We start from the raw sequence: 13322 nt of genomic DNA, 5'->3' as shown, positions 1-13322 counted from the left end.
CGAATCAGAATGGTGATATGGAAACAATGGAAACAAGTACGAACCAAACTAAAGAATCTTATTAAGCTGGGGGTTAATAAATCCAAAGCATGGGAGTGGGCAAATACAAGGAAAAGTTATTGGCATACAGCGAATGGCTTTATCCTTAAAACCACAATTACCACAGAAATTCTAAGAAAAGCAGGATACCTAATGCTGTCAGACCAATATCGAAAGGTTAGTATCAAAACTTAAGGAACCGCCCAGTACGGATCCGTACGCTGGGTGGTGTGGAAGGTCGGAGCGGGAATTAATCCCGTTCCTCCTATCCCTTTTTGCGCAAATTCCCTTGTATTTGTCGGGATGCACCATGATTTTAACCTTTTGATTTAGATACCTTTGGTGTATTAATCATTAAATTTAAATCTTGTGTCAGATAATAATGTTCATTTACACCGAATTTTAAAAGCACCAGTAGCGAAAGTCTTTAGAGCTTTCTCGGACAATGATGCATACCGATCATGGATAGCACCATATGGCCATGTATGTACAATAGAATATAGAGAATTTAAAAAAGGTGGGAGTTATATGATGGCCTTTAAGAACTTTACCACGAGCAATGGCGAAAGTTTTGGAGGTGAATTTTTGGAAATTGACCAGAATAAGAGCATCACTTATACCGATCGATTTGACAATCCAAATCTACCAGGTGAAATCCTTACAACAGTGGAATTTAAAGAGGTGATGTGTGGTACGGCGTTATGGATTCATCAAACGAATATACCTGAAGCCATTCCTGCCGAACTTTGTTATTTGGGTTGGCAGGAATGCCTTGATCAGTTAAAACGCCTTGTTGAGCCTGAAATTACTGATGTATAAAAAGCAAAGATGTATTACTGTTTTGCTTTTTCCTTTTCTGCAGCGATCAGGGCCTCAACAGTAGCATTTAATTTTTCTTTATCTTGGTAAATAGGATCTAAATCCACGATTTCTACTTTTCTGAATTCAATAGGGTGACTTTCACTTTGAAGTGAAATAAAACCTTCTGTTAATGGTTTTCCGTCTTGTTTAATAGCTGGGTCGAAAGGATCAACACTTCCTCCACCAATCTGTGGTTTAGTGTACTGTAAAACAGTTTCTCCCTCTAAGATATGTTTGACGATAGAGTCTTTTAAAACTAAGAAAGTAGCACGAACCCACTGATCACCGTGATAGGTTTTAGAATTCGAATTGGTACAATGCGGAGTGAATAACGCACCATCCATGACAACATTGGTCCCAGGGGTACAGAGATTAGAAGTGGTACGTGTATCCTTGCCATTTCCTCCTAGAAACTGTGCTTCTATACTTATAGGGAAATTTTGGTCTTTCAGCATAGTTCTTGGGTCTTGACCGTGTAGCATGGCACCACTGTTTCTCCAAGCCCATCCTTCACCCGAGGCAATTTGCTCACCTACAAATCGATATTCTACGGCTAAGAAATAAGCAGAAAATGATTTATCATAGAACAAATGACCGTACTGATAATCATAGACATCATTATAACCGTCGTAGTTCACTACAATTTTGCCGTCTTTCACAGAAAATGTATTGGCGTAGTTCTCTCCAAGTTCATGCTTTGAGATCTTAGGAATCCATCCCTCTAGATCTTTGCCGTTAAAGAGCTGCTGCCATTTTACATCAAGGGTCGTTTCCGCTTTAACCTCGCTGGCATCCGTTTTACTAGTTGTTTTTTGCTCTTTACAAGCACTAAAAAAAATTAATCCTAAAATCAAAATTCCATATATTCTCATAAATAAATTGTGTATGATCCACCGAAGTACAGTGGAGAGGAATACAACGTATTCCTGTGGTTATTACTAGTTTTTATTAGTTTAAGGGCATAGCTATAAATAGTTTAGCCCACCCGAAGGTAGGCTAAATTATTTTATTTGTCAACTAAGAAATTTCCTTATTCCACAATGAACTTACCTTGCATAGCAGCAAAGTGTCCAGGGAAGCTACATAAGAAATCATAAGTACCTGGCTCTGGAGCATCAAACTCAATTGTGGTAGTTTCACCACCTCCGATTAGTTCGGTGTGAGCAAGAACATCATCCGTTCCCTCAGGAATGTAATCATTATCAGCTGCTTCAACTGCAGCAGTAGCGAATGCGATTAAATCTGCACCTTTTTTAAGGATAACTAGGTTGTGTCCCATTACTTTCACATCCAGTTTTCCAGTGTGTTTTAGGGTGATGGTCACCTTTTCTCCAGATTTAACACGAATTTCCTTAGTGCTGAATTTCATCATGTCATCAGCAGTAATAAGAACCTCGTTTTGCGATTTCTGTTCACTAGAAGCCTTAGCTGGTGCTGCAGCTTCTTGCTCATATTGGAATTTCTCTTCTTTTTTTTCCTTTTTACCATCTCCACAACTTACGATGGCTAAAGCAAATACAAATGCAATTAACTTACTATAGATATTCATTTTACTAAAATTTTTATTACTATGCGAAGATACTGAATTCTTAATTTGATGGCTAATTTTAAAGTAAGTTTGCGCAAATATTTAACCATTATAACCCCTTGGATAATTCCAGGTCTAGACTTACATAGCATACGAAGCTTACATGCTTTAATTGAAATATCCACCTGAAGAAATACCGTTAAATCACATAAAATGTATAGGTGGTTTGTATTACTTTTTCTTAGCGAGGTTTTCAATCAAATTGATTTTCGGTTTTAAATAAAGTATTTTTATAGTTTTGAAAGCATCTATGGTAGAATAAGGCATTGCAATGGAACAAATCCGAAAACATTTTGAAAAAAACTTTGTGATCACAGATCAAGATTGGCAGATTTTTTCTTCCAAACTTGTGCGCCGGGAGTTTAAAAAAAAGCACCTACTTTTAAAGAAGGGACAGATTGAAAACCATCTTTCTTTTATAGAAGAAGGAATTCTGCGTTTTTATATCGAGAAGCAGACCAGTGATCTGACCTTCTCATTTGCCTTTAGTAACGGCTTTGTAAGTGGGTATAATTCCTTTTTGACACAAACTCCTTCAAGTTACTTTATAGAAACGCTCACAAAAACGGTGCTTTGGCAACTTACCTTTGAGGATCTACAAGAGATATATAGGGCTACTGAAATCGGTAATGCTATCGGGCGACATGCGAGCGAAGATTTATTTTTAAAAAAATCACAGCGGGAACTTTCCCTGCTAAACCAGTCTGCGCAGCAGAGATACCTAGACCTCTTTGAGGAGCAACCTGAATTGTTGAAAAATATTCCTTTAAAATACATCGCATCATATATTGGTGTTACGCCGCAGGCATTAAGTAGAATTCGTAAGCGAATTTCTTAACTTAGGTTCATTGATTTATGTTAATCAAATGGTGAATTTTGTAAAAAAACATATGAAACCATTAATTGTATTACTCGGTGTATTCACAGCCTGTCTAATGATCGTAAAATTAACCAGAGGCACCTACGAAATTGCCTTATCCGCAAGGGTGGCCTTATCTGCTATGCTAGTCTTTACGGCCATTGGACATTTTTTCTTTACCAAAGGAATGGCTCTTATGATACCACAGCAGGTGCCTTACAAAATAGAAATAGTTTATATCACAGGAGTCTTAGAGATTTTCATGGCAGTAGGGCTCTTATTAGAAAACTATAGGGTCCTTACCGCATGGGTGCTGATTGCATTTCTTTTAGTGGTGCTTCCTGCAAATATCCATGGCGCATTAAAAAATGTGAATTATCAAAATGCATCATTGGATGGGAACAGTTGGAAGTATTTATGGTTTCGAATACCCTTACAACTATTTTTTATAGGATGGACCTATTTTGCAGTGCTACGTAAATAAAGCCTAGCTATTTTTTACTGTAAACCTTGGATGAACGCAATGGTTCTTTGTTCATTAAAATAGGATTTACCATATTTGAAAAATCCAACGTGCCCGCCATAGGTAGGCGATTCAAAAAACAGGTAGGGATGGTTCTTTGCAATTTCTCTTGGAAAGCAACTCGGGGATAGAAATGAATCATTTAAAGCATTTAGAATAAGGGTTGGAATTTTAATATCAGATAAATATTGCAAGGAGCTGCTTTTTTTGTAGTAGTCCACCGCATCTATAAACCCATGAGCTTTAGAGGTATAAACATCATCAAAATCCTTTAACGTTTTAATGCCTTTAATGGTCTTTAAATCAATGCGATCAGGGAATAGCAACTGCTTTTGTCGTAATTTCTCAAGGAGGGTTTTTTTAAAGCGATAGGCATAAATCCAATTTTTTGCTTTGTGTAACTCTAACATGGTACCATAGAGGTCACATGGAGCAGAAACCGCGATTGCAGCCTTTACTTGGCCTGGAAAATCTTGTTCACCCAGGTATTTTAATATGATGTTGGCTCCAAGACTAAACCCATTTAAATAGATATTTTGGTATTGGTTTTTCGCCACTATGGCATCCACTACGACTTTAAGATCATCTGATTTTCCAGAATGATACGAGGTATACAGTTTGTTGGGCTTTCCACTACAGCTTCTTAAATTTACACATACTGCATCGATATTATGGTCATTAAATGCTCGGACACTCCCTTTCATATATGGACGGGTGCTATCACCTTCTAGACCGTGAATAATGATGGCAAGACTATTTGTTTTATTCGGAGCATTACTCCAATCCAAATCCAGGAAATCCCCATCAGGGGTTGGCAACTGAGTTCTACGCTGCTCAATGTTTGCTATTCTGCGAAAACCACTGGCAAAAATCGTTGAAAAATGACCATTTCTAAAAAGAATTGGAGGAAGATAAGTACTATCAACAAGAGGCATAGCGTGAATTATAACTTAAATAGTATGCATGCATAGTATTTGTTTCTTAATTTTGCATAGAACAATTAAAATTAGCAAAAAGATTCTAAAACAAGAATAGAAATTCACATGTATACAAAAGATTTTGAAATAAGGTGGAACGATTTGGATGCAAACAGGCATTTAGCCAACAAGGCTTATGTTGAATTTGCGGCCCATACAAGAATGTCATTTTTAGTTGAAAGTGGATTTGATCAACGGCTTTTAGCCAAAGCTAATATTGGACCTGTTGTTTTTTACGAACATATTTACTATTTCAAAGAGGTTTTCAGTGGACAACCTGTTCGAGTGAGCCTTGAGTTCAAGGGGATGAGTGAAGATGGGATGTTTTTTGAATTCCACCATAACTACTACGACCATAAAGGAAGGAATATTGCTCATTGTGAGATTATGGGTGCTTGGATTGATCTAAAAACACGGAAATTGATTGGGTTACCTGAAGATGTTCTCCCATTATTTGATAAGGTGGAGCGTGCGGAAGATTTTCGAATACTTACCAAGGAAGATACCCGAAAATACGCAAAGACCCCAAAGGATTTAAAATAGCCTAGGTTACTGGCTTTTTCACCCTTGTAACAAGATATACACCAGTGAAAACAGTTGCAGCAGAAAGGATTTTTAAAAAGGTAAGCGTATCAGCTCCCACCATAGTAGCAAATAGAATGCCCACTAAAGGTTGTACATAAACAAAAGCACCAATAGTGGAAGCCTTGAGCTGTTTTAAGGCAAAGATATTTAGCAGATAGGTACTAAAGGTGGTTCCCACAACCACATAGGTCATTCTCCAAATTGCATCCCAGGGGAGACTTGTCCATTTTACGGCTGTAAACTCCGTAATAGTGAAGGGGATGTTTACCACAACACCTACCGTAAATAACCATTTCATAAGGGTGAAGGCATGGTACTTTGTGGTTAACGGTCTGACAATTATTAAGTAAATACCATACGAAATAGCGTTGATGATAAAAAGGATATTCCCTAAGGTGACATTAGGTGCGTTCTGTTGTGTTTTTTCACTAAAAAAGATTAATCCAAGTGCTCCAGCGAATCCCAATAATATTCCTATTGTTCGTATGGCGGTAATCCTTTCTCTAATCATAATGGCAGAGAGTATGAACACGAAAATGGGCGTGATTGTCGCGATTACAGAACTGTTGATTGGGGTGGATAAACTAAGCCCTTTAAAGAACATGAGCATATTGATGACCATTCCAAAAACAGCACACAATAGTAATCTAGGCCAGTCCTTGGATTGTATTTTCTCTCGTGGTCCCAGAAAACTAATAAGCCAAAATAAAAGCGCTGCGCCACTGACCCTAAGCATTATAAATCCAAATGGTTGGATATGCGTGGGCATAACATCTTTAGCTACAGTATGGTTGATCCCGTAAATGACACTTGCTCCAAATGCAGCGAGAAGGGCTAGAACTCTTTTGCTCATGAAAAGCTATCTTTTGCCGCCTCTACTACCTTAGCACTGTTGCCGATGAAAATTTTATTTTCGTTGATAATTACGGGTCTTTTCAAAAACGTATAATGTTCTAAAATAAGGTTTTTATAGTCTTCCTCTGAGAGGACTTTGGATTTTAAATCACGCTCTTTATAAAGTCTGGCGCGTTTACTAAAGAGCGCTTGGTAAGAACCTGCCAGTTCCTTCATTTGTTCTAAATCAGACACACCTAAGGGTTCGGATTTAATATCCTGAAAGATGATATCTGAAGGAAAATCTAATAGGTCAATAATTCTTCTACAGGTGTCACAAGTGCTTAAATAATAGATCTTCTTCATAATTATCTTAACTTTAAAGACAAAGTTAGGACAATTAAGTAATTAAGTAAAATATAGCCTGTTTCTTAGTGATGACTTTGTAAAGAAAGTGTTATATTTTTAACGTTAATCTACCGTGTCAAGAAAGTCCGGTTTAATATAAGGTTTGGCTTGCGCTATTGGAACATGGATCTTTGTTTGGCCATCGGCATAGGAGGCGATCTCATATGGATTGTATATGAGGATAATCCCTTGTTGGTCGAATCCGATGCTTTGTGGTAAATGGAATTGATCATCTTCAAACATAAATCCCGTACTGTTGATGTTTACTCCTGGATTGAGGTCGTTTTGCTTTCTAAAAATGGTTTCAACAAAAACTGTAAATTCTTCTGGGTTAATAAAAATGTCCTCCACCGATAATTCTTTACCTGTACGTGTATCAAAATTTAGAAAAGAGGTACTTCCATAGCCATGAGCACCACCTGTAAAAATATAACTGTCCATGATGATACTGACAATTTTTTGGTTTTCATAGGAAACCTCTCCTTCAATTTTAGCTTCCCATGGAACAATGTTTTCTGGATAGGCATCCTTTAATTTTTTATATTGAAGGTTAAAATCCGCTATGGCATCAGCAATAGAGTCAGGACGATCTTCCTCAGTGTAATTAAGGATGGAAATGGCAAATTCTCTTAGGATTTCATTGATATTCTGTGCCTTGGGCAAAGTCTCTGGCTGAGCAATTGGAAGATCAATCGCTATTTTTGGACAATCCTCACAGTTGTTTTCAATAGGGTCGGTATTGGTAAAACTTATCTTTTCCTCCTTGCTACAGGCTGCGAAGAACAGCATTAAAATTGATCCGAACACAAAAAATATACGCATAATAACCTTAGTTTGTTAAATATCGATTAAAGGTAAGACCTTCTTTGTAATACCCAAAAGGAAATAATATTTTTGTGCAAGAATAATAAAGCTATGAGTAAAGACAATCTTCGTTTCAATTCAAAGCTCATTCACGCAGGACAAATTCCTGATAAAACGTTCGGTGCAGTAGTGCCACCGATTTATCAAACTTCAACTTTTAAACAAGACTCACTCGGAGTAAACAAGGGTTATGAGTATTCTAGAAGTGGTAACCCAACTCGTACAGCTTTAGAGCGTAGTTTAACCAGTATTGAAAGCGGAAATTTTGGGTTTGCTTTTGCAAGTGGATTGGCCGCTATAGATGCAGTGATGAAATTATTAAACCCTGGAGATGAGGTGATTTCTACTAATAACCTGTATGGTGGAAGTCATCGAATGTTTACCCAAATTTATCAGGAAAAGGGAGTGAAATTCCATTTTATAAACCTTGAGGATCCTAGCAATATTATTCCCTTGATAAATGATAAGACGAAACTTATCTGGATTGAATCTCCTACCAATCCACTTTTACACCTAGTGGACATCAAAAAAATTGCAAATCAGACCAAACATTACAATGTTTTATTAGTGGTGGATAACACCTTTGCATCGCCTTATTTACAACGTCCTTTGGAACTCGGAGCAGATATTGTAATACACTCTGCGACCAAGTATATCGGCGGTCATAGTGATCTGGTGATGGGTGCTTTGGTAGTCTCAGATGAAACTTTAGCAAATAAGTTGTATTTTATACAAAAAGCTACAGGAGCCGTACCAGGTCCAATGGATTGCTTTTTAGCACTAAGGGGAATAAAGACCTTAGCACTTCGTATGGAGAGGCATTGCGAAAATGCGAAGGCAATCGCTCAATTTTTGGATCGTCATCCGGGTGTTGAAAAAGTGTATTGGCCAGGGTTAAAAGCGCATCGAGGTTATGAAGTAGCTTCCGCTCAGATGAAGGATTATGGAGGGGTAGTTTCTTTTGTTGTCAAAGGAGATAGCCGAGAAGCGGTGGATCGGGTTGTATCAAAATTTGAACTGTTTTCCTTGGCAGAATCACTAGGAGGTGTTGAATCGCTTGCTGCACATCCCGCTAGCATGTCTCATAGTGCAATGGCAGCGGAAACAAGAGCCCAAATGGGGATCTCTGATGGATTGATTCGTCTTAGTATTGGTATTGAAGATAAAGAGGACTTAATCGCGGATCTTGAGAATGCGTTAAAAAGTTAAAAATCTTAGGATTTTGTGTAATTTTGTCAATTAGCCCTAAAAATATCTTGTAAACCTATATTTTTGTTACAGAAAGTTAAATAAATAATACATATGATTATATGATATCAATGGACCAGAAAATTAAGGTTTTCATGGAAGAAGTGAGAGCCCGTAATCCACATGAAAAAGAATTTCTTCAGGCAGTGCATGAAGTAGCGGAAGCAGTAATCCCTTATATCGCTGAACACAAGTTGTACAATGGTAGGAATATATTATTGCGATTAGCGGAACCTGAAAGAGCTATTACCTTTAGGGTTCCATGGGTAGATGACACTGGTGAAATACGTGTAAACAGAGGATATAGAATTCAGATGAGCTCTGTAATTGGTCCTTACAAAGGAGGTCTTCGATTTCACCCAACAGTGAATATGAGTATTTTAAAATTCCTTGCCTTTGAACAAGTTTTTAAAAATAGTTTGACAACACTTCCAATGGGTGGTGGAAAAGGAGGATCTGATTTTGACCCTAAGGGTAAATCTGATCGTGAAGTAATGCGTTTTTGCCATAGTTTTATGACAGAGCTATATCGCCACATCGGACCAAATACGGACGTTCCTGCTGGTGATATCGGAGTAGGGGCACGTGAGGTAGGTTTCTTATTCGGTATGTATCGTAAGATCAGTAACGAATTTACTGGTGTTCTAACAGGAAAAGGCCTTTCTTGGGGAGGATCGTTGATTCGTCCGGAGTCAACTGGGTACGGAACAGTGTATTTCGCTCAGAATATGTTTAGATTAAAAGGAGATAGCTTTAAGGACAAAGTGGTTACAATCTCAGGATCTGGTAATGTTGCTCAATATGCGACTGAAAAAGCCAATGAACTTGGCGCTAAAGTGGTGACCCTATCAGATTCTTCAGGGACTATTTATGATAAGGATGGTATTAATAACGAGAAACTAGCCTTTGTAATGCATCTCAAGAATGTGAAACGTGGTAGGATATCAGAATACCTAGAAAAATACCCGACTGCTGAATTCTTTAGTGGAAAAACGCCGTGGCATATCCCATGTGATGTTGCACTTCCATGTGCTACACAAAACGAATTACATGGCAAAGATGCCGCTACTCTTATCCAGAACGGATGTATATGTGTGAGTGAAGGGGCCAACATGCCTTGTACCCCTAAGGCTATGAATACTTTTGTAAACGCTAAAATCCTATATGCACCAGGGAAAGCTTCAAATGCTGGTGGGGTAGCAGTATCTGGATTGGAAATGGCTCAGAATTCTATGCGTTACAGCTGGAGTAGAGAAGATGTTGATGAAAAATTACAAGGAATTATGAATCAGATCCACGATTCATGTATTGAACATGGAACTGATCCGGATGGATATATCAACTATGTAAGAGGAGCCAATATTGCTGGTTTTGTTAAAGTAGCCGATGCTGTATTAGCTCAAGGAGTAGTTTAAATACCATAAAACACAATCAAAGACCCTGAAATTTCAAAGGAATCTCAGGGTTTTTATTTTTTGGGAACATGCAATGAGGGAGATCATTACTTTTGCAGTATGATGATCACTACTAAGGCCATTGTTTTATCAGCGATTAAATACGGAGATTCTAATCTGATCGTACGTTTGTTTACCGAGAGTGATGGGATAAAATCCTATATGGTAAGAGGCGTACTCTCCTCAAGAAAGGGTAAGTTTAAAAAAGGGTATTTTCAACCACTTACTATTTTGGAAATTGTTGCAAACCATCGGAATAAAGGTACCTTGGAACACCTTAGAGATGTAAAACTCCATTTTGCTTACACGAGTTTACAAACCGATGTTATCAAAAGTTCACTGGGAATGTTTCTCTCTGAGATGCTTGTAGTATCTATACAGGAGGAGCATAGAAACGTTCCTTTGTTTCATTTTATATCCAATGGTTTTATGTGGTTGGATAGCAACGAAAAAATTGCTAATTTTCATATTATTTTTCTTTTAGAACTTACCAAGTATTTAGGGTTTTATCCCGATACTTCTGGAATCAATTACCCCTATTTTGATTTAAAAGAAGGGGAGTTTACTGCATCGCTTCCCAGTGAGGTGATAGATGGAGAGGTGTTAGAGGATTTTAAAAAATTCTTGGATGGTGATTTTCAAAGCGCTAGTGAAATTAAGCTCAATAGACGATCTAGAGGATTACTTCTGGACCATATCATTCGGTACTATCAGTATCATTTGATGGCTTTTAAAAAACCAAAATCCTTGGAGATTCTACCAGAAATATTCACCTAAGATTTATATTGGACTATGCATTATGCTATTATAGATGTTGAAACCACCGGTCTTGCTGGGACCTATAACAAGGTTACAGAAATCGCAGTTGTTATCCATGATGGATCAAAAGTCATTTCAGAATTTCACACCTTGGTTAATCCACAAGCGCCCATCACTCCATATGTGGTTGGTTTAACGGGTATTGATGATAGTATGGTAATGGATGCTCCTGTATTTGGTGAAATCGCAGATCAGCTCCTAGCGTTAACCGAAGGCTGTGTGTTTGTAGCGCACAATGTAGGCTTTGATTATCGGGTCATTCAAAATGAATTCAAAGCATTGGGGATTTCTTTTGATCGAAAAAGACTTTGTACTGTTCGGTTGTCTCGGAAATTTTTTCCAGGGTTGAGATCCTATAGCTTAGGGAAGCTGTGCAGTTATTTAGGAATCGAATTGAATAATCGTCACCGTGCGAAAGGCGATACGGATGCTACGGTGGTACTTTTTGAAAAACTGCTTGAAAATGATCATGAAGGCTTCATTCTTGGACAACTCAATAGCCGAAAAAGTGAAGCTTCCTTACCTTCTTTGCTATCCAAGGAAACAATTGATAAACTACCGCCAAGACCAGGTGTTTATTATTTTAAAAACAGCAATGGTGTAATTATTTATGTTGGAAAAGCGATCCATATCAAAAAAAGAGTACTGAGTCATTTCTATAATAAAAAAGAAAATGAGATTGCCCTTTGTCGCGAGACGGCCACGATCGATTTTGAAGAATCTGGAAATGAGCTTCTGGCACTTTTGATGGAGTCTGTGGCAATTAAGAGATATTTTCCAAAATTTAATCGCGCTCAAAGAATCTCAAATAAAGGGTACGCCATACTCTCCTATACCAATAGGCTAGGAATCATTCAACTAGGCTATAACAAAACAAAACTCGTTTTAAAGCCACTGGCTATCTTTTATAAAATTAGTGATTGTATTGCCTTTTTAGAGGAGCTTTGTGAGCAGTTTGAGCTCTGCCCAAAATATACGCAACTACTACCGTCTTCCAATTCTAAGACTGGATGTGATCATTTTAAACTCGATAATTGTCGAGGGATCTGTAAGGGAGAAGAATCCGTAGAAGATTATAATAGCAGGGTTAAAGAGGCTTTGGAGACTTCAAAAGTATTGGCAGATAATTTTGTTTTAATTGGACCAGGACGCAATGCAGAAGAAAGTGGGATAGTTTGGGTAGAAAACGGGATATATCGTGGGTATGGTTTTGTTGAAACTACTCAGCAAATTTCTTCTTATACGCAGTTTATGGATTATATTCAACTTCAAAGCAATGACAATGATAGTTATAATATCGTTCGACAATTTCTAACCAAGGAAAAAGATTATAAAATAATTAGACCTTAGGTGAAAATATTTTTAAAATACGTTTATTTTTGTGGTCATATAGCCCCGTAGTTCAAGGGATAGAATAGAAGTTTCCTAAACTTTAGATCCAGGTTCGAGTCCTGGCGGGGCTACTAAACAGGACAAATGAAATATATTTTCGTTTGTCCCGTTCTTTTTTAGGGGTAATCCGTTGTTTACTTGAAAGATATGATTGGCGATGACGTTCATTCGGGCGGTTCGATACGATTTTCCGTCAAATTCCAGTTTTTCGGGGAATATCGAACCAATAACAGCTCTTTTGGTGCTGATTCCCCCTTCCCTGTACAGTTTCGGGATATTGACGATACTTTGTAACGCCCTGTCCAAAGACTTGTCTATATTGACTTTCTTGGCATTCAAACCGTCCTTGCTCAGCTGTTCCTCTAACGTTTCAATTTGTTGTTTGCAGTCTCTCTTGATTTCGAGGTATTCCTCGTCATCAATGGTTTCAGATAAAAGCTTGTTGCGGGCAACGGATAGTCTTGCGTTCAAGCGGTCTATTTCCTTCGAAATCTTCTTTTTCTCGTTCATCGGACTTTGCACAAATTTCTTATAGTTGTCCAGTAGCAGCTTTTTAAGGATGTTCTTTATGCCATCGTTTAGCTCGAACTGGAGCAGTCCGTTTTCAAAAACAGCGTTGGCATTTCCGGCTTGCTCTCTGAAGCCACAGGAGGCAATGCAATGGTAATAATAATAGCGGTTCGTTCTGCCTTTGGATGCACTGCCTGTGAGATTACGACCACATTTCGGGCAGGTCAGAAAACCCCGTAACGGCAGGTTCTTATCGGACAGAATTTTCGTGTTCGGGCGTTCTACCCTTTTATTGCCGTCCAGTATCAATTGTACTTTATGGAAAAGTTCTTCGCTGATTAACGGTTCGTGTTGACCCTGT

The 13322-nt window shown here is 38.0% G+C and carries 15 protein-coding genes, 1 tRNA gene and 1 pseudogene; 10 read left to right on the top strand and 7 right to left on the bottom strand.

The window, feature by feature from the left end; all coding sequences use genetic code 11:
• Both VKY50_RS00085 and VKY50_RS00080 read left to right on the top strand, forming a co-directional pair.
• Positions 1-234: pseudogene (locus tag VKY50_RS00085) on the top strand (group II intron reverse transcriptase/maturase); the annotation flags it as partial.
• A 174-nt stretch (positions 235-408) separates the two neighbouring features.
• The gene (locus VKY50_RS00080) at positions 409-858 is read left to right on the top strand and encodes an SRPBCC domain-containing protein (protein WP_324297574.1); all 450 of its coding nucleotides are present in this window, start codon (positions 409-411) and stop codon (positions 856-858) included.
• Positions 859-872: 14 nt separating this feature from the next.
• On the opposite strand, the gene VKY50_RS00075 is transcribed toward VKY50_RS00080, so the two are convergent.
• Both VKY50_RS00075 and azu read right to left on the bottom strand, forming a co-directional pair.
• Positions 873-1772: a 3-keto-disaccharide hydrolase gene (locus tag VKY50_RS00075; RefSeq protein ID WP_324297572.1), complete on the bottom strand. Its 900-nt coding sequence runs from the start codon at positions 1770-1772 to the stop codon at positions 873-875.
• Between the two features lie 158 nt (positions 1773-1930).
• On the bottom strand, positions 1931-2449 hold the full coding sequence (azu, locus tag VKY50_RS00070) for an azurin (protein ID WP_324297570.1): 519 nt from the start codon (positions 2447-2449) through the stop codon (positions 1931-1933).
• A 310-nt stretch (positions 2450-2759) separates the two neighbouring features.
• On the opposite strand from azu, the gene VKY50_RS00065 reads away from it, so the two are divergent.
• Both VKY50_RS00065 and VKY50_RS00060 read left to right on the top strand, forming a co-directional pair.
• Positions 2760-3326 (top strand): Crp/Fnr family transcriptional regulator, encoded by a 567-nt coding sequence (locus tag VKY50_RS00065; RefSeq protein WP_324297568.1) that lies wholly within the window; start codon positions 2760-2762, stop codon positions 3324-3326.
• A 52-nt stretch (positions 3327-3378) separates the two neighbouring features.
• Positions 3379-3831, top strand: a complete 453-nt coding sequence (locus VKY50_RS00060) for a DoxX family protein (protein ID WP_324297566.1) — start codon at positions 3379-3381, stop codon at positions 3829-3831.
• A 14-nt stretch (positions 3832-3845) separates the two neighbouring features.
• Here VKY50_RS00060 and VKY50_RS00055 read toward each other — a convergent pair whose 3' ends face one another.
• Complete coding sequence (locus tag VKY50_RS00055; protein ID WP_324297564.1) at positions 3846-4805, bottom strand: YheT family hydrolase; 960 nt, start codon at positions 4803-4805, stop codon at positions 3846-3848.
• Positions 4806-4913: 108 nt separating this feature from the next.
• On the opposite strand from VKY50_RS00055, the gene VKY50_RS00050 reads away from it, so the two are divergent.
• Positions 4914-5390 (top strand): acyl-CoA thioesterase, encoded by a 477-nt coding sequence (locus tag VKY50_RS00050; RefSeq protein WP_324297560.1) that lies wholly within the window; start codon positions 4914-4916, stop codon positions 5388-5390.
• Between the two features lies 1 nt (position 5391).
• Here the strand turns inward: VKY50_RS00050 and VKY50_RS00045 are convergent, their stop codons facing one another.
• The 3 genes from VKY50_RS00045 to VKY50_RS00035 all read right to left on the bottom strand — a co-directional run bounded on the left by VKY50_RS00045 (position 5392) and on the right by VKY50_RS00035 (position 7496).
• The gene (locus VKY50_RS00045) at positions 5392-6285 is read right to left on the bottom strand and encodes a DMT family transporter (protein ID WP_324297558.1); all 894 of its coding nucleotides are present in this window, start codon (positions 6283-6285) and stop codon (positions 5392-5394) included.
• Entirely contained in the window at positions 6282-6632 is a 351-nt protein-coding gene (locus tag VKY50_RS00040; protein WP_324297556.1) for an arsenate reductase family protein, read from the bottom strand. Before VKY50_RS00040 ends, VKY50_RS00045 begins: the two co-directional genes overlap by 4 nt.
• Before the next feature lie 105 nt (positions 6633-6737).
• The gene (locus tag VKY50_RS00035) at positions 6738-7496 is read right to left on the bottom strand and encodes a DUF3298 and DUF4163 domain-containing protein (RefSeq protein ID WP_324297554.1); all 759 of its coding nucleotides are present in this window, start codon (positions 7494-7496) and stop codon (positions 6738-6740) included.
• Between the two features lie 93 nt (positions 7497-7589).
• On the opposite strand from VKY50_RS00035, the gene VKY50_RS00030 reads away from it, so the two are divergent.
• From VKY50_RS00030 to VKY50_RS00010, 5 genes are all read left to right on the top strand, one after another.
• Positions 7590-8747 carry a trans-sulfuration enzyme family protein gene (locus VKY50_RS00030; protein ID WP_324297552.1) on the top strand — a complete coding sequence of 386 codons (1158 nt, stop codon included), beginning with the start codon at positions 7590-7592 and terminating at the stop codon, positions 8745-8747.
• 110 nt (positions 8748-8857) lie between these two features.
• Positions 8858-10201: an NADP-specific glutamate dehydrogenase gene (gene gdhA / locus VKY50_RS00025; RefSeq protein ID WP_324297550.1), complete on the top strand. Its 1344-nt coding sequence runs from the start codon at positions 8858-8860 to the stop codon at positions 10199-10201.
• Positions 10202-10300: 99 nt separating this feature from the next.
• Positions 10301-11017, top strand: coding sequence for a DNA repair protein RecO (recO, locus tag VKY50_RS00020; protein WP_324297548.1), 717 nt, complete (start codon positions 10301-10303; stop codon positions 11015-11017).
• Positions 11018-11032: 15 nt separating this feature from the next.
• A complete protein-coding gene (locus tag VKY50_RS00015; RefSeq protein WP_324297546.1) occupies positions 11033-12409 on the top strand; it encodes an exonuclease domain-containing protein in 1377 nt (458 codons plus the stop codon).
• Positions 12410-12450: 41 nt separating this feature from the next.
• Positions 12451-12522 (top strand) — tRNA-Arg (locus VKY50_RS00010).
• Here VKY50_RS00010 and VKY50_RS00005 read toward each other — a convergent pair.
• Complete coding sequence (locus VKY50_RS00005; RefSeq protein ID WP_324297576.1) at positions 12485-13270, bottom strand: recombinase zinc ribbon domain-containing protein; 786 nt, start codon at positions 13268-13270, stop codon at positions 12485-12487. The genes VKY50_RS00010 and VKY50_RS00005 overlap by 38 nt on opposite strands.
• Between the last annotated feature and the right edge of the window lie 52 nt (positions 13271-13322).

Source organism: Galbibacter sp., from assembly GCF_035306585.1.
GTDB lineage: Bacteria > Bacteroidota > Bacteroidia > Flavobacteriales > Flavobacteriaceae > Galbibacter.
Note: the sequence above shows the minus strand (reverse complement) of the source record. Positions and strands in the feature narration are given on the sequence as shown.